21 protein-coding genes are annotated in these 21,046 nt (G+C 72.9%); 7 read left to right on the forward strand and 14 right to left on the reverse strand.

Annotated features, from left to right (window positions below; translation table 11 throughout):
• Positions 1–92: 92 nt before the first annotated feature.
• From DVR05_RS23395 to DVR05_RS23420, 6 genes are all read right to left on the reverse strand, one after another.
• A complete protein-coding gene (locus DVR05_RS23395) occupies positions 93–632 on the reverse strand; it encodes a class IV adenylate cyclase (RefSeq protein WP_116248062.1) in 540 nt (179 codons plus the stop codon).
• 13 nt (positions 633–645) lie between these two features.
• A complete protein-coding gene (gene idi / locus DVR05_RS23400) occupies positions 646–1,245 on the reverse strand; it encodes an isopentenyl-diphosphate Delta-isomerase (RefSeq protein WP_116248063.1) in 600 nt (199 codons plus the stop codon).
• A 125-nt stretch (positions 1,246–1,370) separates the two neighbouring features.
• The gene (locus DVR05_RS23405; protein WP_116248064.1) at positions 1,371–2,231 is read right to left on the reverse strand and encodes a geranyl diphosphate 2-C-methyltransferase; all 861 of its coding nucleotides are present in this window, start codon (positions 2,229–2,231) and stop codon (positions 1,371–1,373) included.
• Positions 2,232–2,310: 79 nt separating this feature from the next.
• A complete protein-coding gene (locus DVR05_RS23410) occupies positions 2,311–3,672 on the reverse strand; it encodes a family 2 encapsulin nanocompartment cargo protein terpene cyclase (protein WP_116248065.1) in 1,362 nt (453 codons plus the stop codon).
• Positions 3,673–3,707: 35 nt separating this feature from the next.
• On the reverse strand, positions 3,708–5,111 hold the full coding sequence (locus DVR05_RS23415; RefSeq protein WP_116248066.1) for a family 2B encapsulin nanocompartment shell protein: 1,404 nt from the start codon (positions 5,109–5,111) through the stop codon (positions 3,708–3,710).
• Positions 5,112–5,742: 631 nt separating this feature from the next.
• Positions 5,743–6,600 carry an SDR family oxidoreductase gene (locus DVR05_RS23420; protein WP_116248067.1) on the reverse strand — a complete coding sequence of 286 codons (858 nt, stop codon included), beginning with the start codon at positions 6,598–6,600 and terminating at the stop codon, positions 5,743–5,745.
• A 115-nt stretch (positions 6,601–6,715) separates the two neighbouring features.
• Between DVR05_RS23420 and DVR05_RS23425 the strand changes: the two genes are divergently transcribed.
• The 4 genes from DVR05_RS23425 to DVR05_RS23440 all read left to right on the forward strand — a co-directional run bounded on the left by DVR05_RS23425 (position 6,716) and on the right by DVR05_RS23440 (position 11,068).
• Positions 6,716–7,108 (forward strand): helix-turn-helix domain-containing protein, encoded by a 393-nt coding sequence (locus DVR05_RS23425; protein ID WP_116248068.1) that lies wholly within the window; start codon positions 6,716–6,718, stop codon positions 7,106–7,108.
• A gap of 96 nt (positions 7,109–7,204) precedes the next feature.
• The gene (locus DVR05_RS23430) at positions 7,205–8,002 is read left to right on the forward strand and encodes a siderophore-interacting protein (protein WP_116248069.1); all 798 of its coding nucleotides are present in this window, start codon (positions 7,205–7,207) and stop codon (positions 8,000–8,002) included.
• Between the two features lie 151 nt (positions 8,003–8,153).
• Positions 8,154–8,630 (forward strand): YbaK/EbsC family protein, encoded by a 477-nt coding sequence (locus tag DVR05_RS23435; RefSeq protein WP_116248070.1) that lies wholly within the window; start codon positions 8,154–8,156, stop codon positions 8,628–8,630.
• 116 nt (positions 8,631–8,746) lie between these two features.
• Positions 8,747–11,068 carry an FdhF/YdeP family oxidoreductase gene (locus tag DVR05_RS23440; protein ID WP_116248071.1) on the forward strand — a complete coding sequence of 774 codons (2,322 nt, stop codon included), beginning with the start codon at positions 8,747–8,749 and terminating at the stop codon, positions 11,066–11,068.
• 77 nt (positions 11,069–11,145) lie between these two features.
• Here DVR05_RS23440 and DVR05_RS23445 read toward each other — a convergent pair whose 3' ends face one another.
• Together DVR05_RS23445 and aroQ are read right to left on the reverse strand one after the other, a co-directional pair.
• A complete protein-coding gene (locus DVR05_RS23445; RefSeq protein ID WP_116248072.1) occupies positions 11,146–12,492 on the reverse strand; it encodes a TIGR01777 family oxidoreductase in 1,347 nt (448 codons plus the stop codon).
• Positions 12,493–12,582: 90 nt separating this feature from the next.
• The gene (aroQ, locus tag DVR05_RS23450; protein ID WP_116248073.1) at positions 12,583–13,050 is read right to left on the reverse strand and encodes a type II 3-dehydroquinate dehydratase; all 468 of its coding nucleotides are present in this window, start codon (positions 13,048–13,050) and stop codon (positions 12,583–12,585) included.
• Between the two features lie 149 nt (positions 13,051–13,199).
• Here aroQ and DVR05_RS23455 point away from each other — a divergent pair, with 149 nt between their 5' ends.
• Complete coding sequence (locus DVR05_RS23455) at positions 13,200–14,996, forward strand: acyl-CoA dehydrogenase (RefSeq protein ID WP_116248074.1); 1,797 nt, start codon at positions 13,200–13,202, stop codon at positions 14,994–14,996.
• A gap of 11 nt (positions 14,997–15,007) precedes the next feature.
• On the opposite strand, the gene DVR05_RS23460 is transcribed toward DVR05_RS23455, so the two are convergent.
• Together DVR05_RS23460 and DVR05_RS26765 are read right to left on the reverse strand one after the other, a co-directional pair.
• Positions 15,008–15,364 (reverse strand): hypothetical protein, encoded by a 357-nt coding sequence (locus DVR05_RS23460; protein WP_116248075.1) that lies wholly within the window; start codon positions 15,362–15,364, stop codon positions 15,008–15,010.
• Between the two features lie 245 nt (positions 15,365–15,609).
• Positions 15,610–15,831 (reverse strand): hypothetical protein, encoded by a 222-nt coding sequence (locus DVR05_RS26765; RefSeq protein WP_157982516.1) that lies wholly within the window; start codon positions 15,829–15,831, stop codon positions 15,610–15,612.
• Between the two features lie 237 nt (positions 15,832–16,068).
• On the opposite strand from DVR05_RS26765, the gene DVR05_RS23470 reads away from it, so the two are divergent.
• Positions 16,069–16,851, forward strand: a complete 783-nt coding sequence (locus DVR05_RS23470) for a hypothetical protein (RefSeq protein WP_116248076.1) — start codon at positions 16,069–16,071, stop codon at positions 16,849–16,851.
• A gap of 87 nt (positions 16,852–16,938) precedes the next feature.
• Positions 16,939–17,745 (forward strand): hypothetical protein, encoded by an 807-nt coding sequence (locus tag DVR05_RS23475; protein ID WP_116248077.1) that lies wholly within the window; start codon positions 16,939–16,941, stop codon positions 17,743–17,745.
• A 21-nt stretch (positions 17,746–17,766) separates the two neighbouring features.
• Here the strand turns inward: DVR05_RS23475 and DVR05_RS23480 are convergent, their stop codons facing one another.
• From DVR05_RS23480 to rpmG, 4 genes are all read right to left on the reverse strand, one after another.
• Positions 17,767–20,043, reverse strand: a complete 2,277-nt coding sequence (locus tag DVR05_RS23480) for a lysylphosphatidylglycerol synthase transmembrane domain-containing protein (protein WP_116248089.1) — start codon at positions 20,041–20,043, stop codon at positions 17,767–17,769.
• A gap of 279 nt (positions 20,044–20,322) precedes the next feature.
• Positions 20,323–20,496 carry a 50S ribosomal protein L32 gene (rpmF, locus tag DVR05_RS23485; RefSeq protein ID WP_116248078.1) on the reverse strand — a complete coding sequence of 58 codons (174 nt, stop codon included), beginning with the start codon at positions 20,494–20,496 and terminating at the stop codon, positions 20,323–20,325.
• Positions 20,497–20,550: 54 nt separating this feature from the next.
• Entirely contained in the window at positions 20,551–20,793 is a 243-nt protein-coding gene (locus DVR05_RS23490; RefSeq protein ID WP_116248079.1) for a type B 50S ribosomal protein L31, read from the reverse strand.
• Between the two features lie 19 nt (positions 20,794–20,812).
• Positions 20,813–20,977 (reverse strand): 50S ribosomal protein L33, encoded by a 165-nt coding sequence (gene rpmG, locus DVR05_RS23495; protein ID WP_116248080.1) that lies wholly within the window; start codon positions 20,975–20,977, stop codon positions 20,813–20,815.
• Positions 20,978–21,046: the final 69 nt, after the last annotated feature.

The following is a 21,046-nucleotide window of genomic DNA, read 5'->3' on the forward strand; positions in this document are numbered from 1 at the left end:
CCTCCCCGCGTCGCCGGGTCCCCGCCCGACCGGGGTGGTCCAGACCGGACCGGAGACTCCGCCCCGGGCTCCCCGACCGGCACCGTCCGCGCTCAGGTGCTCCCGGCGGCGCGGACGAGGATGTCGTAGGTGTCGGTCGTGTGCTCCAACTCCACGCCGAGCCCGCGCGCCCACCGGTCCGACTCCGCCTGGACGGCGGGACCGTCGCGGTCGTCGTCCACGACCACCTCCAGTTCCAGGAAGGTGCCCAGACCCTCCACCCGGTCGACGCAGACCAGCGTGTCGCGCAGCGCGCCGACCCTACGCTCCTTGACGATCCGCAGACTGGGCACGTACCCCATCCGCACGACGGCCGCGTGCATCTGCCCCCGGTCGGCGACGGCCGTCTCGTGCTCGGTGTGCTCCATCGGGTTGGCCGCGGGCGTCTTGGCGGTGAAGACGTGCAGTCCGTCCTGGGTGCGCAGACGGCAGAACGTGCGCCCGACCCTGGACATCCCCGGCTCCCATCCCACCGGGGCGTAGACCTGGTCGTCCTGGAGCACCGGGTCCCCCAGGGTGACCCCGGCCTCCCGGAGCGCGGCCAGGAGCGCGTCGGGGTCCGCCACCCGGTACTTGGTCTCGATCTCCCGCATCACGCCCCCGCCGTTACCAGCCGGTTCCGCCGGCGAGCCCGCGCAGGGCGGGGCGCACGGCGTCGAGCACGGTCGGGAACCACACCGAGAAGGGCCGCTCGCCCGTCATCCGCTCCAGTTCGGCGGGGTCGGCGAACACGGTCTCGGCGATCTCGGCGGGGTCGGGCCGGGGGGCGTCGCTGACCATCCCCACGAACAGGTGGTTGTACTCCTGCTCGACCAGCTCCGAGTCCGGGTCCCGATGGCGGTAGCGCACCGTTCCGGCCTCGCTCATCAGGGCGGGGGCCACTCCCAGCTCCTCCCCGACCCGCCGAGCCGCCGCCGCGAACGGCGGCTCGCCCGGGTAGGGATGGCCGCAGCAGGTGTTCGACCACACGCCGGGCGAGTGGTACTTGCCCAGAGCACGGCGCTGGAGCAGCATCCGTCCCCGGTCGTCGAGGAGGAAGACCGAGAAGGCCCGGTGCAGCCGCCCCGGCGCCCGGTGCGCGGACAGTTTCTCGGCGGTGCCGATCGTGATCCCGGCCTCGTCGACCAGTTCGAGCATGATCGGCTGGTCGGGACCGCCGTCAGGGGTGGACGGGCCGGTGCGCCCGGTCGCGGGAGTGGTCGTCATCAGTGTCCTTCGTGGTCGGCCGTGGGCGGGTACGGGCGCGGGACGGGTGTGGCCCCGGACGGGCCCCCGGGGCGGTCGGCGCGGGCGCCCCCGGCGGTGGCCGGGGCGCCCGCGCCGACTCCGGATCACACCCGGTCGGCCGCGATGAGCAGGTAGTGGAAGCTGCCCTCCTTGTAGGCGGTCAGGAACGGGTCCTCGACCCCGGTCGCCACCGACGACTTCGCCCGCAGCTCCCAGTACGGAATGGTCTGGTCGGTCAGGTCCACGACGTTGATCGGCACGAGGCTGTTGGCCGCCATCGCCCGGAAGTACTCGCTGCGCGGGTGGATGTTGCAGGTGTAGTGCTCATCGATGCGGCTCACCGCCTTGGAGCGGCCGCCGGTGACGTCGTTGTAGCAACCGGTGATGGTGACGTAGCGGCCGCCGTACTCCAGCAGTCGGGCCTGCTCGCGGAACAGCTCGAACAGGTCCACGTACATCGTGGACTCATTGTTCCAGCTGGCCCGCAGCGAACCCGTCTCGAAACCGGTGTCCAGCATATTCCGGAAGTGGAAGGCCACCTTGTCGGCGACGCCGCGCTCCTCGGCCTGGGCGTTGGCGAAGTCCACCTGCTTCCGGGAGATGCTCACGCCGTCCACGTGGCAGCCGAAGCGCCGGTGGGCCATGAAGCTCGTGCCGCCCCGGCCGGATCCGGTGTCCATGACGCTGTCGTCGGGGCCGACGTTCCCGAGGTGGTCCAGGAGCACGTCGGCCTGGGCGGTCTCCAGACGGTGCATCTCCTCGATGATGCGCGCGTCGCGGGTCTCCTCCGGCCCCTCCAGCACGGACGGGTCGTAGTCGCCGATCCCGTAGTGGTGGTGGAAGAGACCGTCGACCTCGCCGAGACGGATGTTGACGGGGTCCTTCTCGGCGTTCCAGTACGCGGCGACGGACTTCTGGTAGTCAGTGCGCAGGACCTGGTCGGAGGAGGGCATGGTCGACGTCATAGAGGGGGAACTCCTTGTCGTGAAGGGGCGGTCCGGCGGGATGCCGGACCGGGTCGAGGGGCGCACACCCCTCGGACGTTCAGTCGGCGGCGGCCTGGTGGTAGCGGCCGCTCGACGAGTGCCACTCGCGGCTGCCGCCGAGCCAGGCCCAGGTGCCCGCCAGGAACCGGCGCAGCTCCGGTGACCCGGTGGCGGCCAGGGCGGAGGACTCGGCCTCGAAGGTGTGCATGAGTTCGTCGTGGATCTCCACGGTCCGCTCGACGGCCTCGGTCAGCGAGCAGTCGTCCTCGGCGGCGATCAGCCGGGGCAGGCTGAAGTCACCGGGGTCCTCCTTGGCCATGGAGTACAGGTCGTTGACGATCACGGTGGCGCTGCCCGCGAGGGTGAACACCCGCCGGACCCGCGGGTCGGCGAACTCTCCGTAGGGCAGTTCGTAACCCGCGATCGCGTCGATGAGGACCATGCACGGGACGAAGCTGTTCTCGTGCCGGTGCATGAGGAACTCCCACACCGGCGGGCGCTGGCCCTGGGCCTGCCAGACCGCCTCCTGGTTGTAGGCGACGAACATGATGCCCAGTTCGTGGCGCAGACGGCGCACCTGCGACGCCGTCGCCATGGTGGACAGATTGTTGATCGCCGAGCGCAGCGCGACGCACACCGGGTCGTCGCGCACCACCCGTTCCAGCTGGGGCGCGTACCTCAGCGGCAGGTTGGCCTGGTCGATGACCGAGTGGGCGATCGCCAGCCGCTGACCGAGCAGCTCCGGGCGCGCGTCCTCCACCTCGCCGTCGACGTAGTGGTCGTCCACCGCCCACTCCGACAGCCCGCACTTGGCCGCCGCGAGCAGGCGCTCGGGGTCGTCGGTCTCGGGATGGGCGAGCATCATCAGGCGCCCGAACTCGGCCTTCCTGACCTTGTCGAGCTGGCCGGGGTAGATCCCCACCTCCTCGGCCCACTCGACCAGGCGGCGGTCGACCTCCCTGCCCAGCGCGGGGTCGTCCCGTACCGCCGGAGGGCAGTACAGCACCAGGTCCTGACGGCCCTTCCGGGGACGCGGTTCGACGTGGGGCGCGGCCCTGCCCTCAGCGAGATCCTCGACCCGGTCGCCGGAGCCGCCCGGCAGTCTCGGTCCGGGCGGGGCGCTCGGGATCCGCACCGCCCCGCGCCGGGCGCCGCCCCCGCACGGCGCCGGAACCCCCGCGGGGACGGAGCCGGGCGCCGGGACGACGCGCTCGGGGAGCAGGGCCGTGGCCGCCGCGCTGCCGAGCCCCGTGGGTCCGGCGGGCAGCCGGGTCGCGGCGGCCCCCTCCCCGGCCGGGGTGGTCGGCGGACCCAGCAGGTCCCGTCTACCGGGCCGTTTCGGGTCACGGAGCAGGAGGTCCACCAGGTCGACCGCCGGGTGGGTGGCGGTGGAGGCGGACATCCGGGACAGCAGTGACACCGTCTCAGCCCTCCTTCCCTGTCAGCGGTGAGCGGTCAGTCACGCGGCCGGACCTCGACGTTCTCCAGGACACCGAGGGCGTCCGGGACCAGGACCGCGGCGGAGAAGTAGGTGCTGACCAGGTAGGAGATGATGCCCTTCTCGGAGATGCCCATGAACCGGGCGTTGAGGCCGGGCTCGACCTCGTCGGGCAGGCCGGTGTGGTGCAGGCCGATGACGCCCTCGTTGTCCTCGCCGGTACGGACGGCGATGATGGAGGAGGTCTGGTGCGCGGAGATCGGGATCTTGCCGCAGGGCAGGAGCGGGACACCGCGCCAGGCGGGCACGTGGTGGCCGTTGAGGTCGACGGTGTCGATGGGCAGGCCGCGCTTGTTGCACTCCTTGCCGAAGGCGGCGATGGCCTTGGGGTGGGCGAACAGGAACTGCGTGTTGCGCCGCATGGTGATGAGGTCGTCGAGGTCGTCCGGGGTGGGCGGCCCGTCCTGGGTCTGGATCCGCTGTTTGAAGTCGGCGTTGTGCAGCAGGCCGAACTCGCGGTTGTTGATGAGTTCGTGCTCCTGGCGCTCGCGCAGGGCCTGGATGGTCAGCCGCAGCTGCTGCTCCGTCTGGTTCATCGGCTTGTTGTAGAGGTCGGCGACCCGGCTGTGCACCCGCAGGACGGTCTGTGCCACGCTCAGCTCGTACTCGCGGGGCCTGAGCTCGTAGTCGGCGAAGGTCGCGGGCAGGTCCGGCTCGCCGCTGTGGCCGGAGGCCAGGGCGATCTCGGCCTCGCCGTACTTGTTCTGCTGGTGCTTGGGCAGGCTCTGAACCCGGTGGATCTGGGCCTGGAGGCTGGGCGAGTCGTCCACCAGGGCGATGAACTGCTCGCGCGGCAGCTCCAGCAGCGTGCCGGCGGTCGCGGCCTTGACCGTGAACTCCCAGTTCGGCTCGGTGTCGAGCAGGTACCGCTCGCCGAACTTGTCACCGTCGGCCAGGACGCCCAGGCGCGTGGTCTCGCCGTAGGGGCCCTGGGCGGTCTTGTGCACCCTGCCGTGGGCCAGCAGGTACAGGTGGGTAGCCGGGGTGCCCTCCTGGGCGAGCACCTCGCCGGGCTCGAACTCGCGCTGGACGAACCGGTCCGCCAGGGCGCTCAGGACCTCCTCGTCGTCGTAGCCGCGCAGGAGGGACAGCTCGGCGAGCTCCTGCGGAATGACCCGGACCTCGGAGCCGGTCTGGTGGAACTCGATCCGGCCGTCGCCGACGGTGTAGGTGAGCCGCCGGTTGACGCGGTACGTGCCGCCGTCGGTCTGCACCCACGGGAGCGACTTCTGCACCCAGCGGGAGCTGATCCCCTGCATCTGGGGTGCGGACTTGGTGGTGGTGGCCAGGTTCCGCGCCGCCGCGGTGGCCAGGCTCTGCTGCTCGTCGGTACGCACCTCAGGAGCTGAGTCGATCGACATCCGCCGTGTTTCTCCTCGTCGTTGGCCGCGGGCCCGTCCCGCGCGGTCCGCCGGAGGCGCGCGGTCGGGAAGTCCCCGGGAGTTGCCCGTGATCGGCTCACCCGCGCCGACCCGCCGTCGTGACTGGTCAGACGCGCTCCGTGAACCGCTGGAGACACTAAGAGGGCGAACTCTCGACGCACAACCGATTCGTGGTTATTCACTGCGAACCGTCGACCGACATCCTCCGCCCGCCTGTCCCAATCCTGGGAAACTGATCCGGGACCCATTCGGAACCGGGTGCGCTCCCGCCGTGGGAGGCCCTGTCTGTTCCCGCGATGAACTGCGGGTTCAGCACGGATCCACCTCACGGAACACCGGGGACACCGACAAGAAAAGTGCCCGATTTGCCGTCGATATCGTGAAATGCGACTCGGGAAGGAATGGACAAGACAGTCAATTATGGTCACCGAGACAGGCGACCTTACGGCTGATCCGCCCTCCCCGAGCGAGACGGACACGAACGGCGTTCGACCGGAGAGAACACGGCGTGTCCGCACGGAGGGCGCCGGGGTCCGCCGGCGGGGCCGGTCCGGCGGCGGCGACCGAACCGGAGGCCCCTCCCCCTGGGGCGGGAGGGGCCGGAACCGGATCAGACCAGGGCACGCAGGGCCTCGACCAGCGGGGTGGTCGGACGACCGATCAGCTGGGCGAGCTCACCGCTGGTGTCGGCCAGTTCCCCGTCACGGATGTTGCCGTCCAGGGCGACGACGAAGCGGGCCGTGTCCTCGTCCAGGCCCGACGCCAGCAGCGCCGCCAGGTGGTCCTCGGGGGTGAGGTTCCGGGCGACCACCTCGCGGCCCAGGGCCTCGCCGACCGCGGCGGCCAGGTCGTCGAGGGTCCAGGCGGTGTCGCCGGACAGCTCGTACACCGCGCCCGCGTGCCGGGCCGGGGCACGCAGGACGGCGGCGGCCGCGGCGGCGTAGTCCCGGCGCGCGGCGCTGGCGACGCGGCCCTCCCCGATGCTGGCCACGACGGCGCCGGTCTCCCGCGCCTGGTGCAGCTGCTGCTCGTAGTTCTCGTGGTACCAGCCGTTGCGCAGGATCGTGTGCTCCAGGCCCGACGCGGCGAGGATCTCCTCGGTCGCCTTGTGCTCGGGGGCCAGGACGAGGCTCGTGGTGGTGGCCCGGGGCGCGCTGGTGTAGACGAGGTGTCCGACCCCGGCCTCCCGGGCGGCCTCGATCGCGTTGCGGTGCTGCTCCACCCGCCTGCCGAGTTCGCTGCCGGAGACCAGCAGGACGGCGTCGGCGCCCGCGAAGGCGGCCTTGAGCGAGGCGGGGTCGTCGAAGTCGACGCGGGTGGTGGCCACGCCTCGATCGGCGAGGGGGCCGAGCCGGTCGGTCCTGCGCCCGGCGGCGGTGATCTCCTCCGCGGGGTGTCCGAGTTCGAGGAGTTCCTCGACGACGAGACGACCCAGGTGTCCGGTGGCACCGGTGACGACGACGCTCATGGTGTGTTCCTTCCGTGGACGGACCGGGTCGCTCCCGGTCGCTGTCTTGTGCCAACCGGGCACGTCGACGCCACATTCCAAATGTTGGGTACCCACCTTTTGGTAAGTTAGAGACATGAACGACGACACGCAGAGCACACCCGTGACGGCCGAGCGGGGGCGGGCTCTGTCCGCCGACTGCCCCTCGCGCCGCCTCCTGGGCGACATCACCAGCAAGTGGGGGGTCCTCGTCCTGGTCTCCCTGCACGGCGGCCCCCGGCGCTGGAGCGAACTGCTGCGCGGCATCGGCGGCATCAGCGAGAAGATGCTCGCCCAGACCCTGCGCACGCTGGAGGGCGACGGGATCGTGCTACGCCGGGCGCGGCCGGTCGTGCCTCCGCACGTGGAGTACCGCCTCACCGACGCGGGACGCGAGGTCACCGACCTGCTCCTGCCCCTGCTCGACTGGGCCGAGACCCATGTGCCGCTGGCGGTCGGCCGGGATGGGAGTCCAGCCGGCGAGGGGTAGACCGCGGCACCTCGCATCGACGACAGGAGTTGGTTAGGCTAACCTAATAACATGCGGCCGACGCCGGCCGCGTCCCCCGTCGAGGAGAGAGGCCCCGTGCGCGTCGAACAGCCCAGCCACCGCGCGATGCTCCGGACCCGTGTCGTGCGCACGGAGCGGACCAGCAAGCACTTCATCACCGTGACCCTGGGCGGTGAGGACCTGGCCGACTTCCCCCACCTCGGCCGGGACCAGTTCGTCCGGATCTTCCTGCCGAGGGAGGGCCAGGACCGGCTGCACATGCCCGCGAGCGCCGACCGCAAGTGGGTCGTCCAGCTCTACGCGATGTCCAGGAGCAGACGCCCGCACGTGCGCAACTACACGGTGCGCCGGTACGACGCCGAACGGTGCGAACTCGACATGGAGTTCGTCGACCACGGCGACGCCGGTCCCGCCTCCGCCTGGGCCGGTGCCGCCCGCCCCGGCGACGAGATGGGCATCCTGGCCGAGGGCGCCTACTACCAGCCCTCCGAGGGCGCCGACTGGCAGCTGCTCGTCGGGGACGAGAGCGCCGTGCCCGCACTGGTGTCGATTCTGGAGCAGGCCCCCGAGGACCTGCGCGCCCGGGCCTACCTGGAGGTCCCCGCCGAGGACGACGTCCGCGACCTGGCCGTCCCTCCGGGCGTGTCCATGCACTGGCTGCCGCGCACGGACCCGCACGCCGTCCCCGGCGCCCTGGCACTGGAGACCGTCAGGGCCGCCGACCTGCCCGAGGGGCGCCCCTACTGCTTCGTGGCCGGGGAGAACAAGCTGGCCACCGGGTTGCGCCGACACCTGGTCCGCGAGCGGAACGTGCCCAAGCCCGACATCTCCTTCATCGGTTACTGGCGCCACGGCCGCGCCGCCATGGACTGACCCGCCCCGTCGGACGGGGCGGAGCCCGGGGTCCGGGCGGACCGCGGCCCGGACCGGTGCCCCTGGGGTGGCGGCCCCGGCCGCGTGGTAGAACGAGGGTCCGCGGTCGGTTCGGCCGCGCGGAAAGCGTGAGCGGAGGGGACGGGACACGATGGGCGAGGGGCTCCCGGAGCGCAGCCGGCAGGTGGCCGAGGCACTGGAACACGCCGGAGCACGGGGCGTGGTGCGCGAACTCCCGGCCTCGGCGCGCACCGCGGCGGAGGCCGCCGACGCCCTGGGCTGCGAGGTGGGCGCGATCGCCAACAGCCTGGTGTTCATGGCCGACGAGCATCCGCTGCTGGTCATGACCAGCGGACGGCACCGGGTCGACCCCGCGCTGCTGGCCGAGCGCCTCGGGCGGGAGCGCGTCCGCCGCGCCACCGCCGAGGAGGTGCGCGCCGCCACCGGTCAGGCGATCGGCGGGGTCGCCCCCGTGGGCCACCCGGCCCCGGTCGAGACCGTGGTCGACACCGCCCTGGAGGACTACCCGCGCCTGTGGGCGGCCGGTGGGACGCCGCACACCGTCTTTCCCACCGACTTCGCGGAGCTGGTCAAGCTCACCGACGGGACCCCCGTCGCGGTGAACTAGTCTCCCCGGCCCCTCCGCCGCGCCTCGGACCGGGTTCGGCCGCCCCCGAGGGCTCCGCCGCGGTTCGACGCGCCCGTGGCCCCGCCCGGTTCCACGCGGGGGCGCCCGGTGGAACAATGCGGAGTGTGACACACCAGCACTCCGCACAGCCCGACCCCGCCCAGGACTCCCCCCGGGTGGGTCCGCCCAAGAAGAGCGCGGTCGGTCTGCCCGCCGTCCTCAACAGCGTCCGCCAGGTGGGAGAGCACGCCGGGATCCGGCGCGGGGTGCCCGCCATGCTCGCCGTGAACCAGAAGCGCGGCTTCGACTGCCCCGGGTGCGCCTGGCCCGAACCCGAGCGGCGGCACCGGGCGGAGTTCTGCGAGAACGGCGCCAAGGCCGTCGCCGAGGAGGCCACGACCAGAGCGCTGACCGCCGACTTCTTCGCCGAGCACCCGGTCGCCGAACTGGCCGGGCGCTCCGGTTACTGGCTGGGCCAGCAGGGCCGTCTCACCGAACCCCTGTACCTGGCCGAGGGCTCCACCCACTACGAGCCGGTCACGTGGGACCGGGCCCTGGACCTGGTGGCCGAGGAGCTGCGCGGTCTGGACTCACCCGACGAGGCCGTCTTCTACACCTCCGGCCGCACCAGCAACGAGGCGGCGTTCTGCTACCAGCTGTTCGCGCGGGTCCTGGGCACCAACAACCTGCCCGACTGCTCCAACATGTGCCACGAGTCCTCCGGGTCGGCGCTGACCGAGACCCTGGGCGTCGGCAAGGGGAGCGTGTCTCTGGCGGACGTGCACCAGGCCGACCTGATCATCGTCGCCGGTCAGAACCCGGGCACCAACCACCCCCGCATGCTCAGCGCGCTGGAGCGCGCCAAACGGTCGGGGGCGCGGATCATCACGGTCAACCCGCTGCCGGAGGCGGGGCTGCGCGACTTCCGCAACCCGCAGACGGCGCGGGGCCTGATCGGGCGCGGCACCGAGCTCACCGACCTGTTCGCGCAGATCCGCCTGGGCGGCGACCTGGCGCTGTTCTCGGCGGTGAACCGGCTCCTGCTGGAGGCCGACCGGCGGGGGGAGCCGGTGCTCGACCGGGCGTTCGTGGCAGAGCACACGCACGGGTTCGAGGAGTTCTCCCGCGCGCTGCTGGCCGAGCCCGAGGAGGAGTTCTGGCCGCGGGTGGAGCGGGCCACGGGGCTGGACCGGGGGCTGGTCGAGCGCATCGCGCGGATGGTGACCGAGTCCGAGCGGATCGTGGTGTGCTGGGCGATGGGCCTGACCCAGCACAGGCACTCGGTGCCCACCATCCGCGAGGTGGTCAACTTCCTGCTGCTGCGCGGCAACGTCGGACGGCCCGGCGCGGGGGTGTGCCCGGTGCGGGGGCACTCCAACGTGCAGGGCGACCGCACGATGGGGATCTTCGAGCGTCCCACGGACGCGTTCCTGGACGCCCTGGGCGCGGAGTTCGGGTTCGAGCCGCCGCGCGAACACGGGTGGGATACCGTCGACTCCATCCGCGCGATGGCCGAGGGGCGGGTGCGGGTGTTCCTCGCGATGGGCGGCAACTTCGTGGCGGCCACCCCCGACACCCTGGTCACCGAGGAAGCGATGCGCCGGGTGGGGCTCACCGTGCACGTGTCCACCAAGCTCAACCGCTCGCACGTGGTCACCGGGACGCGTGCGCTGATCCTGCCCGCGCTGGCGCGCAGCGACCGTGACCTTCGCGACGGCCGTCCCCGGTGGGTGACGGTCGAGGACTCCATGGGGATGGTGCACGCCTCGCACGGGGTGCTGCCGCCGTTGTCGGAGGGGATGCGCTCGGAGGTCGACATCATCCGCGACCTGGCGTCGAGGGTGCTCGGCGAGAGTCCGGTGGCGTGGTCGGAGCTGGCCGACTACGACCGGATCCGTGACCACGTGGCGGCGGTCGTGCCGGGGTTCGAGGACTTCAACGCGCGGGCGCGGCGCCCGGGCGGGTTCACCCTGCCGCACGCCCCGCGCGACGACCGGAGGTTCCCCACGGAGACGGGGCTGGCCAACTTCACCGTCAACGGCCGGTATGCGCCCAAGGTCCCGCAGGGGCGGCTGCTGTTGCAGACGCTGCGCTCGCACGACCAGTACAACACCACGATCTACGGCCTGGACGACCGGTACCGGGGCATCCACGACGGCCGCCGGGTGGTGCTGGTCAACCCCGACGACGCCCGTGAGCTGGGGTTGGCCGACGGCGCCTACACCGACATCGTCGGCGAGTGGCACGACGGCAGGGAGCGGCGCGCCCCGCACTTCCGGGTGGTGCACTACCCGACGGCGCGCGGGTGCGCGGCGGCCTACTATCCGGAGACCAACGTGCTGGTGCCGTTGGACTCCACCGCCGAGGTGAGCAACACACCCACGTCGAAGTCGGTGGTGGTGCGGTTCGAGGCGGACTCGGGAACGGCGGCGCCCTAGCCCGGGGCGGTCACCCCGCTGTCCGATCCGCACCGCGGGCGCGGCCGCGCCCCGGGCCGCGCTGACCGTGGCCGGGCTCAGACGGGCCGGTGGCGGCCGAACAGGTGGGCCAGCGCCCCCTCCAGGCGGGGGTAGCGGAACGTGTGCCCGAGGGAGCGGAGGCGTTCGGGGACCACGCGCTGGTCGGCCAGGGCCACCTCCTCGGCCCCCTCGCGCCCCAGGAGCAGCGCCGGGCCGAACGCGGGGACGGGCAGCAGGGCGGGCCGGCGCAGGGTCGCGGCCAGGACCCGGGCGTGCTCGGCGCCGCGAACCGGGTTCGGGGCCACCGCGTTGACCGGTCCGTTCAGCTCCCCGTCCAGGACGGCGCGGACGTAGACGTCGGCGAGGTCGTCCGCCCCGATCCAGGAGAGCCACTGGCGGCCGTCGCCGATCCGGCCGCCCAGCCCGGCGGCGAACAGGGGGTACTGCAACCCCAGGACGCCGCCGGCCGGGGTCTGCACGATGCCGGTGCGCACCTGGACGCAGCGCAGGCCCGCCTCGGCCGCCGGACGCGCGGCCGCCTCCCAGTCGGCGACCAGGTCGGCGAGGAAGCCGTCGCCGCGCGGGCTGTCCTCGGTGAGGACCTCGTCGCCCCGGGCGGGCCCGTAGTAGCCGATCGCCGAGGCGGTGACGAACACCCGGGGGCCGTCGGCGGCCTCCGCGGCGACCTCGGCCAGGGCGCGGGTGGGACCCACCCGGCTGTCGCGCAGGGCGGCGCGGTGGGCCTCGGTGAACCGTCCGAACAGGGGCTCGCCCGCCAGGTGCACGACCGCGTCCACCCCGTCGAGCAGGTCGGCGGCGGGGGTCCGCGGATCCCATCGGCGTTCGTCCGGGGCCTCCGGCGCACGGCGGACCAGCCGGATCACGCGGTGTCCGCCGGTGGTGAGCAGGGCGCACAGGCCGCGTCCCACGAGCCCGCCCGACCCGGTGACCGCCACCGTGACCGGGGCGTCGTGCCAGGCGCGGGCGCGCGCCCGGGCGGCGAGGTCGTCGGCGAGCTGGGTGTGCCGGTAGACGAACACCGGCCGCAGCAGCGTGTCCGGCAGGGTGGTGGCGACGCGGTCGGTCACCAGGGTGGCGTCGTCGCCCTCGGCGGTGAAGTCGTGGACGTGGGTCCAGCTCAGCAGCGGGGCCAGGGGCCGGGAGACCAACCGGTCGGCGAACCGGCGCGGCGGGTCGTAGCGTTCGGGAAGGTGGGCGGCGGTCCAGCGCAGCCCGCCGGGGAGGCCGATCACGGTGGTGCCGTCGCGCAGCGAGGCGGCCTCGGAGAGGGGTCGGACGGGCTGCCAGGGCGGGGCGAGCCGGGTGAAGGCGCCGGGCCGGGTGTGCCAGTCGAAGACCTCGTCCCTCGGCGCGGGCACCACGCTCGAATACTGGAAGACCATGTCCCTCCTTCGACGCGACGGTGGGACCACGCTAGCGCGCCGGAGGCGGCCACCGCCCGGGCGCCACGCGTGTCCGGGGTCGGCGTGTCCCTACCGGGAGCGGCGTTCGGCGTCGCGCCGCAGGACCGCCCGCAGTCCCAGCTCGTAGCCGAACACCCCGCACCCGGCGACGTAGCCCGCCGCGACGGGGGCGGTGACGGAGGTGTGCCGGAACTCCTCGCGGGCGTAGACGTTGGAGATGTGCACCTCCACCACCGGCGCCTCGATGGCGTCGATCGCGTCGCGCAGCGCGATGCTGTAGTGCGCGTAGGCCCCGGGGTTGAGGACCACCCCCGCCCAGTGGCGGGCGGCGTGGACGCGGTCGACCATCTCGCCCTCGCTGTTGCTCTGCGCGCACACCACCTCCACCCCCAGTTCCCTGCCCAGCTCGACCACGCGCCGCTCGACCTCGGCGAGCGTGGTGGTGCCGTACTGCCCGGGGTCGCGGGTGCCCAGCAGACTGAGGTTGGGGCCGTTGAGCAGCAGGACGGTGCGGGAGTGGTCGGGGCCGTCGGTCATCGGGCGGGTGCTCCTTCACACTGGTCGGATCCCCTCAGCCTAGGCCGTTCCCGAACCCGGCGCCGGCCGGGGTGGCCCCGGTCACGTGCCCACCCGACGGAGCGGATAGCATACCGACCAGTCGGTTGACGATGTTGAGGAGACGGCCCGTGGCATCCACCCTGTTGTCCGCGAAAGACGTGCGGTTCCTGCTCTACGAGTGGCTGGACGCGGAGTCCCTCACCGAGCGCCCCCGCTACGCCGAGCACTCGCGCGAGACCCTCGACGCCGCGCTCGACCTCGCCGAGCGCGTGGCCACCGACCACTTCGCCCCGCACAACAAGGCCAGTGACGCCGCCGAACCGCGCTTCGACGGCGAGCGCGTCCACGTCATCCCCGAGGTCCGCAAGGCCCTGGAGGTCTACGCCGGGACCGGCCTGATGTCGATGTCCATGGACGCCTCCGTCGGCGGCGCGCAGATCCCCCACGTCGTCGCCAGCGCGTGCAACACCTACTTCCAGGCCGCCAACCTGGCCACCTCCGCCTACCCCTTCCTGACCGCGGGCAACGCCCGCCTGCTCCTGGCCCACGGCACGCCCGAGCAGGTCGACACCTGGGTCCGGCCCATGCTCGAGGGCCGGTTCACCGGAACCATGTGCCTGTCCGAACCCCACGCGGGCAGCTCCCTGGCCGACATCACCACCCGCGCGGAGGACGCCGGGGACGGCACCCACCGGATCTTCGGCAACAAGATGTGGATCTCGGGGGGCGACCACGAACTGACGGAGAACATCGTCCACCTGGTGCTGGCCAAGATCCCCGGAGGGCCGCCCGGGGTCAGGGGCATCTCGCTGTTCGTCGTGCCCAAGTACCTGGTGGCGCGGGACGGGTCGATCGGGGAGCGCAACGACGTCGTCCCCGCCGGGCTCAACCACAAGATGGGCTACCGGGGCACGGTCAACGCCCTGCTCAACTTCGGCGAGGGCGCGCACACCCCCGGCGGCGCCCCGGGGGCCGTCGGCTACCTGGTCGGCGAGCCGCACCAGGGCCTCAGGTACATGTTCCACATGATGAACGGCGCCCGGATCGGCGTGGGCGCGGGGGCCGCGGCCGTGGGCTACACCGGTTACCTCAAGTCCCTGGCCTACGCGCGCGAGCGCCTCCAGGGCCGCCCGCTCGGCGAGAAGGACCCCGCCCGGCCGCAGGTGCCCATCGTCGAGCACACCGACGTACGCCGGATGCTGCTGGCCCAGAAGAGTTACGTGGAGGGCGCCCTCGCCCTGGTCCTGTACTGCGCCCGGCTGGTCGACGAGACCGCCAGCGCCGCCGACGAGGCGGCACGCGAACGCGCGCTGCTGCTCCTGGACGTGCTCACGCCGATCGTCAAGAGCTGGCCGTCCCAGTGGTGTCTGGAGGCCAACAGCCTGGCCATCCAGGTGCACGGCGGGTACGGGTACACGCGCGAGTACGACGTCGAGCAGCACTACCGGGACAACCGGCTCAACGCGATCCACGAGGGCACGCACGGCATCCAGGCCCTGGACCTGCTCGGCCGCAAGGCCGTCCTGGACGGCGGGGCCCGACTGGGGGTGCTCCTGGAGACCGCCCGGGAGACCGTCGGACGGGCGCGCGCCCTCGGCGGCGCCGAGGCCGAGTTCGCGGACCGGCTGGCCTCGGCCCTGGACCGGGTCGCGGAGTCCACCGCCGACGCCTGGGCGGACGGCGATCCCGCGGTGGCCCTGGCCAACGCGACCCCCTACATGGAGGCGGTGGGGCACGTGGTGGTCGCGTGGCTGTGGTTGGAGCAGCTCGTCGCGGCGCACGGCCGCGAGGGCGCGTTCTACGAGGGCAAGCGCGCGGCGGGCGCGTTCTTCTTCCGACACGAGCTGCCCCGCACCGGACCGTGGTTGGACCTGGTCTCCTCGCGCGACCGCACGGTGCTGGACGTGTCCCCGGACGTGCTCTGAGGCGTGGGGCCTCAGGCCCGCCGGAGTCGGCCGGTCTCGGGCACGTCCAGGACGAAGACGTGCCCGAGGTCGACCCGCTCGTAGCCGAAGTCGGCGTTGGCCACCCGCATGCGCTCCGGCGACACCTCCACGATGCGTACGCTGATCGGTTCGTCCCGGTCGGGCACCGACAGCAACCACGGGTCGGCCAGGTAGGCCAGCCCGCGGGAGTCCAGGGCCGCGCGGGCGTCGTGCTCGTCACCGGGCTCCTCCAGCGGGTGGCCGAAGGGGGTGACCGGCACGTACCGCCCGGGTCCGTCGGGGACGAGGTAACCGAGCAGTTCACCGTCCTCGTCGCGGTGGTGCGGTCGCCAGTGTCCGGGGATCACGGCGCCTCCTTCACTGTGTCGTCGGCGGTCGGCGTCGGGGCCGACCCCGGCCGACGGTAGGACGGCCGCGACCGGTCGGCAACGGATTTTCCCCCCGGGTGCCCGAGCGTCCGGAACCCGGCGTGTCCACCCGGCGTCGGGGCACGGCCCGCCCCGGGCCCACTACCCTCGTGGCGTGAGCGAGAACGAGGACGGGGTCGCCCGGCTGCTGGTGCCCTGATCAACATCAGCAACCGTCTGGGGCGCTACACCGCGCGCGCCGCGGGCGGGCGCACCTCCCCCGCCACGTGGCGTGCCCTGAGCGGGCTCCAGGAGAAGGGGCCGCTGCGGCTGGGCGTGCTGGCCGAGAACTGCCGGGTGCGGCAGCCGACGAGGACGTCGATCGTGGAGCCCCTGCTCTCCTGCGGGTACGTGCTGCGCCGGGTCGACGGCGGACCCGAACCGCTCGATGTGGAGGCACAGGCCATCACCTTGGGAGAATGACGCCCCGGGCGGGCATACCCCCGACGGGCGTCCCGACGGATATCCCCGGCGGGCGCCCCCGGGCGGCTCCGCGCGGGCCGTGCCGCACACGGCTCCGGAGGTGGTGACCGACCGATACCGCGACCCCGCCGCCGATCTCGCCAGAAACCGGAACCTCTCGTGTCTGACCGGCGTCGGAACGTAACGAACACCCCTTCGTCACCTCCCGCAGAGAGACCCCCATGCCTTCGCGTCACCGTGTGTCCCCCGCCCTACCGACGCTGACCGCCCTCGTCCTGGCCGTGGGCTGCGCGCCGGGGCCGGCCCCGAGCCCCAGTGAGCGCCTGGAGGCCCTCCTGCTCGACCCCGGCGCGTACCCGGACGGATTCACCGTCGAGACCGCCGGGATCGACGAACTCGACGGCCGCGACGGGACGGGGGTGTCCCACCCGACGGTGGACGGTGTCGAGCCCGCCGAGTGCGCCAGGGCGTTCGACGAGGGGGCTGCGGCGCTGCCGCAGGGGGTCACCGAGGGCGCCGCCCAGGTCGCCGTCTCCACCACCCCGCCCGTGCGGTACAGCTACGTGCTGGTGTCGGGCGGTCTGCGCGAGGACGCCACCGTCCCGGGGTGGTGGGACGACCTGGCGGACCGGTGCTCGGCGATGACGGTCGTCATGGACGGGCTCGAACTGCGGGGCGGCCTGACCGAGGAGGACTCCCCCTACCTGCCCGACGGAGGCGGCATGGTCGCGATGGACCTGGCCCACAACGGGATGGACATGTCCGCGCGTGTCGCCTGGGGCCGGGTGGGCGATGTCCGCTTCGTCCTGAGGTCCCGGGACCTGGACGCGGCCCCGTCGGTCTCGACACCGGACCTGGTCGACACCTGCGTCGAGGTCCCCACCGACTTCGACTGCGTCGAGGAGGAGCGGGACAGCAGGGCCGCCCAGGCCCGCGCGGAGGCGGCCGAGGAGTTCGGGGCGGTGCTCTTCAGGGCCGTCCGCACCCTGGAGGAAGGGGTCTGATCCGGGGTCCGCCCACCGCTGCGGAACCGCGCGTTTTCGGTGCGCGTCAGACAGAGGCGAACCCCCGTCCCCCGTAGAAGGGTCCCGATGCCTGCGATCCGCGGACACCGCTCCTGGCTGTCACTCCTCCCCCTCGCCGCCCTGGTGGCGACCGTCGGCTGCGCACCCCAGATGGAGCTGCGGAGCGCCCCGGACCTGGCGTCCCTGCTACCGGAGCCCGACGCCTACCCGGAGGGGTTCTCGTTCGAGCGCGTCGACCTCGACGCGCTGAACGCGATGTCGGTGTCCGCCGCCCACCCGTTCGAGGCGTCCGGCGTTCCCACCTGCGAGAAGGCACTGCTCCGGGCGACGCAGCCGTTCCCGGTGGGGCCCGCCGAGGCCACCGGACAGCGCGCGCTCTCATCCAGCAACCCTCCGGCCATCTACTCCTACGCGCTCGTCTCGGGCGAGGTACCCCAGGAGTGGGCCGACGCCTCGGACGGGGTGTCGCTGGAGGACTGCTCGAACACGAGCGTGGCGCTGGACGAGACCGACATGAGGGGCTCGACGACCGTCGAGGACTCCCCCGCCCTGCCCGAGAACGGTCGTATGTTCTCGGCGACCCTGTCCTACGGGAACGCGGAACTGTTCGTGCGGAGCGCGTGGGGCCGGGTCGGGGACGTCCACTTCACCCTGATGTATACCGAACCGAACGACGATTCGTCGAGTTCGCCGATCCCGTCGTCCTACGACCTCATCGAGGCGTGCGACGAGTTCGACCCGGGCAGCTCCGCCTGGGACACCTGCTACGACCGGCAGGAACAGGAGCTCGCCGACCAGGCGCGGCAGCAGACGGCGGACGAGTTCGACGCCGTCCTGGCCGTCGCCGTGGACGCCCTGGAGAGCGGGGCCTGAGGCGCCCCGCCGCCATCGGCCTCAGACGGCCTCGCGCCGTTGGAGGTAGGAGAAGGCCCCCCACCCCGGCAGCACCGGGAACCAGAAGGTGAGCACCCGGAACAGCAGGACCGCCGGGAGCGAGACCGCCGCCGGCACCCCGACCACCGTGGTCAGACCGCCGATCAGCGCGGCCTCCACCGCCCCCAGCCCGCCCGGGGTGGGGGCGGCCGACCCGATCGCGTTGCCCGCCAGGAAGACGACCGCGACCGCGACCAGGCTGACCCGCGTCTCCGGCCCGGCGAAGGCCAGCACCGAGAAGTGCAGACACAGCACGAACGCCACGGTCAGCAACGCCGTCCCGCCCAGGCCCAGCGCCAGGCCGACCGGGCGTTGGAGGGTGTCCAGCAACCGGGGCAGCACACCCCGCAGGTAGGGCCCGACCCGCTCCACGACCCGGCGCCGCAGGCCGGGCAGGAGCAGGATCGCGGCGACGACGGCCGTGCCCGCGATGCTGACGCCGACGACGGTGGGCGAGGGGGTGAAGCCCGTCCAGTACGAGGTCCCGGTCAGGTAGGCGCACACCAGCAGGAGCGGCACGTGCACCAGGAACCCGACGAGCTGGGTCAGTCCGACCGCCGACAGCGCCAGCGGGGCGGGCGCGCCCGCCTTGACCACGAAACGGCTGTTGATCGCGATCGAGCCCAGCCCGGCGGGGGCGGCGATCCGCACGAACGAGGCCGCGTACTGCACCATGACCGTGCGCCACCACGGCAGCGGGACGGGGGCGAACCCGATGAGCACCATCGCCGCGGCGATCATGCACAGGGTCGCCATGCCGAACGCGGCGGCCGTCCAACCGGGATCGGCGTCGCCGATCCCCCTCAGGTCCACACCGGCGAGCTGGTAGGCCAGGACCAGCCCGACCACGGTCGCCACGATCACGCTGACGATCGTGCGCGGCCGCATCCGCTCCAGCCGCGCCGGGGCGGCGGGCGCCTCGGGCGCGACCTCGACGATCCGCGCGCGCAGGTCGCTGAGCAGGTCCGATCGCGACCGCAACCGCGCGCGCAGGGGGTAGGGCAACCCCGCCGGCTGGAGCAGCGGCAGGACACGGGCGGCGGCGGACACGCCCAGGGCTCGCACGGCCGAGTCGACGGCGCGCTCCGGTCCCACACGCAGCGCCAGGAGCGTCATCATGGCCGCGTCGTCCAGAGAGATCGTGAGCTGGGGCGCGGCCACGGCGCCGCGGTCGACACCGGTCAGGGCCACGGTCCCGGAGCCGTCGTCCAGGACCCCGACGGTGGTCGGGTTGAGGTTGCCGTGGGCGATGCGGCGGTGGTGCAGGGTGCCGAGCACCGACCAGCAGCGGTCGAGCAGGTCGTCGGTGAGGTCGGCCTCCTCCAGCGTGTCCAGGGTGCGCAGGGGGAGGAGTTCGCGGGCCAGGAGGACCGTTCCGGGACCCACCTCGCCGACCGCCCGGACCCGGGGGACGGTGACCCCGGCCTCGCGGGCGGAGAAGCTCATCAGCGCGGCGTGCTCGGCGCGGCGGCGGACCCCGTAGAGCATCCGCGGCGCGACGGGGCCCCGCAGGAGGAGCAGGTCGCGCAGGCGCTGCCAGAATCCGGTGGTGTTCTCCGAGTTCATGACGGCCACCTCCACGCGGGTGCCGTCGTCGAGGTCGGCGACGTGGCGGGGGTTGCCCTCGTCGTCGGTGCCCGCCGGGCGGATGTCGGTGGTGGTCATGCCGAACCGGTGCATCTCGGCGTGGATGCGACCGTCAGCGCGCGGCGCGGGTCCGGCCCCGACGGCGTAGCGGGCCAACGCCGCGCACACGAGGCCCACCAGCACCGTCATGACGAGCGCGAGGGCACTGGTGACCAGGGCCAGCAGGGCGCACGCGGCGACGAGGGTGATTCCGGTCCACAGCAGCGCGCGGATCCGGGGCTGGCCGGAGGGCATCGTGCGGGTGAAGGCGATCGCCGCGGCGACGTAGCCCAGGGTGGCGTTGGTGAAGACGTCGGCCGGTGTGCCGGTGAGGGTGTCCAGGACCTGCCGGGAGCCCAGGAGCGCCGCGAGGAGGGCGTTGATCAGTGAGGCCAGGGCGTAGGCGCTGACCGCCGCCGTGACTGTGCGGGCCAGGTCCCGCAGACGGCGGTGGAGCAGGGTGCGCAGGACGACGAAGCAGACCAGGACGATGAGCAGGAGGTTGGCGCCCACCGCGACGAGGAGGAGCAGGCCCAGGGGCAGCAGCGCGCGCAGTTCGGCGGGGCCGCTGACCGGTTCGCCGTCGGAGAGGACGTGCACGGCGAACAGCATCGCGGCGACGGTGAGGAGGCCGACGGTGCCGACGAGCAGGTCGACGGGTCTGCGCGGGGCGCGCGCGGTGTGGGGTCCCGGTGCCGGGGGCCGCGCTTGGGTTGGGGTTGTCACGACCCCAGGGTGCCCGACCCCGCGGCGGTCCGCCGACCACGTGCCGGGTGTTTCGCCGCTTCCTCTCCCCCGACCGGGGCGGCGGCGCGCCGTCGTGCCGGGCACGCGTGCGCCCCGCCCCGCGGAACCGGGGTCGGGGCGCACGCCCCGTGGGGCCGGAAGCGGTCAGACCGGGGGTGCGGGCAGCAGTCCGCGCCGGTAGGCCCGCAGCAGGTGGCGGGGGACCAGGTGGTCGCGGCCGCCGAGGGTCACGGGGACCAGTTCGGGCGCGGCGGCCCTCCACTGCGCGCGGCGCTTGCGCGTGTTGGCTCGGGACGTCTTCCGTTTGGGCACGGCCATGATGCGGTCCTTCCTGTGGGGTGTGCGAGAGCGGGGACGGTGCTCCGCCTCCCGTCAGCTCCGGTAGCGCCGGTTGAACCGCTCCACGCGTCCGGCCGTGTCCACCACGCGGGCGGTACCGGTGTAGAACGGGTGGCTGGCGCTGGAGATCTCGACGTCGATGAGCGGGTAGGTCCGCCCGTCACTCCACTCGATCGTCCTGTCGCTGGCGGCGGTCGACCGGGTGAGGAACGCGAAGTCGGCCGCGCGGTCGCGGAAGACCACGGGGTGGTAGTCGGGGTGGATTCCGGATTTCATGTCGCCTCCTGGCGGTGGGTCAGCGCTCCTCGCGGAACTCGACGTGCCGGCGGACGCGCGGGTCGAACTTGCGCAGGACCAGCCGGTCCGGGGTGTTGCGCCGGTTCTTGCGGGTCACGTACGTGTAGCCGGTCCCCGCGGTCGACCGGAGTTTGACGATGGGTCGTAGTTCGTTGCGTGCCACGGTTCCTCCTGTGTCCGTCGTCGGAACACAATGATAACCGTTTTCATTCCTGACCCGAACGACACGCGC

This window comes from Nocardiopsis sp. FIRDI 009 (assembly GCF_003386285.1).
In the GTDB taxonomy this organism is placed as follows: domain Bacteria; phylum Actinomycetota; class Actinomycetes; order Streptosporangiales; family Streptosporangiaceae; genus Nocardiopsis.

Excerpts from the sequence above, each read along its gene's own strand:
- DVR05_RS23440 (WP_116248071.1), top strand. The coding sequence starts at position 8,747 with ATGCGGAGTGTGACACACCAGCACTCCGCACAGCCCGACCCCGCCCAG.
- DVR05_RS23480 (WP_116248089.1), bottom strand. The coding sequence starts at position 20,043 with ATGCTGTTCGCCGTGCACGTCCTCTCCGACGGCGAACCGGTCAGCGGC.
- DVR05_RS23405 (WP_116248064.1), bottom strand. The coding sequence starts at position 2,231 with ATGACGTCGACCATGCCCTCCTCCGACCAGGTCCTGCGCACTGACTAC.
- DVR05_RS23470 (WP_116248076.1), top strand. The coding sequence starts at position 16,069 with ATGCCTTCGCGTCACCGTGTGTCCCCCGCCCTACCGACGCTGACCGCC.
- DVR05_RS23395 (WP_116248062.1), bottom strand. The coding sequence starts at position 632 with ATGCGGGAGATCGAGACCAAGTACCGGGTGGCGGACCCCGACGCGCTC.
- DVR05_RS23435 (WP_116248070.1), top strand. The coding sequence starts at position 8,154 with ATGGGCGAGGGGCTCCCGGAGCGCAGCCGGCAGGTGGCCGAGGCACTG.
- DVR05_RS26765 (WP_157982516.1), bottom strand. The coding sequence starts at position 15,831 with ATGGCCTGTGCCTCCACATCGAGCGGTTCGGGTCCGCCGTCGACCCGG.
- aroQ (WP_116248073.1), bottom strand. The coding sequence starts at position 13,050 with ATGACCGACGGCCCCGACCACTCCCGCACCGTCCTGCTGCTCAACGGC.
- DVR05_RS23415 (WP_116248066.1), bottom strand. The coding sequence starts at position 5,111 with ATGTCGATCGACTCAGCTCCTGAGGTGCGTACCGACGAGCAGCAGAGC.
- DVR05_RS23475 (WP_116248077.1), top strand. The coding sequence starts at position 16,939 with ATGCCTGCGATCCGCGGACACCGCTCCTGGCTGTCACTCCTCCCCCTC.
- DVR05_RS23420 (WP_116248067.1), bottom strand. The coding sequence starts at position 6,600 with ATGAGCGTCGTCGTCACCGGTGCCACCGGACACCTGGGTCGTCTCGTC.
- DVR05_RS23445 (WP_116248072.1), bottom strand. The coding sequence starts at position 12,492 with ATGGTCTTCCAGTATTCGAGCGTGGTGCCCGCGCCGAGGGACGAGGTC.
- idi (WP_116248063.1), bottom strand. The coding sequence starts at position 1,245 with ATGACGACCACTCCCGCGACCGGGCGCACCGGCCCGTCCACCCCTGAC.
- DVR05_RS23490 (WP_116248079.1), bottom strand. The coding sequence starts at position 20,793 with ATGAAATCCGGAATCCACCCCGACTACCACCCCGTGGTCTTCCGCGAC.
- rpmF (WP_116248078.1), bottom strand. The coding sequence starts at position 20,496 with ATGGCCGTGCCCAAACGGAAGACGTCCCGAGCCAACACGCGCAAGCGC.
- DVR05_RS23425 (WP_116248068.1), top strand. The coding sequence starts at position 6,716 with ATGAACGACGACACGCAGAGCACACCCGTGACGGCCGAGCGGGGGCGG.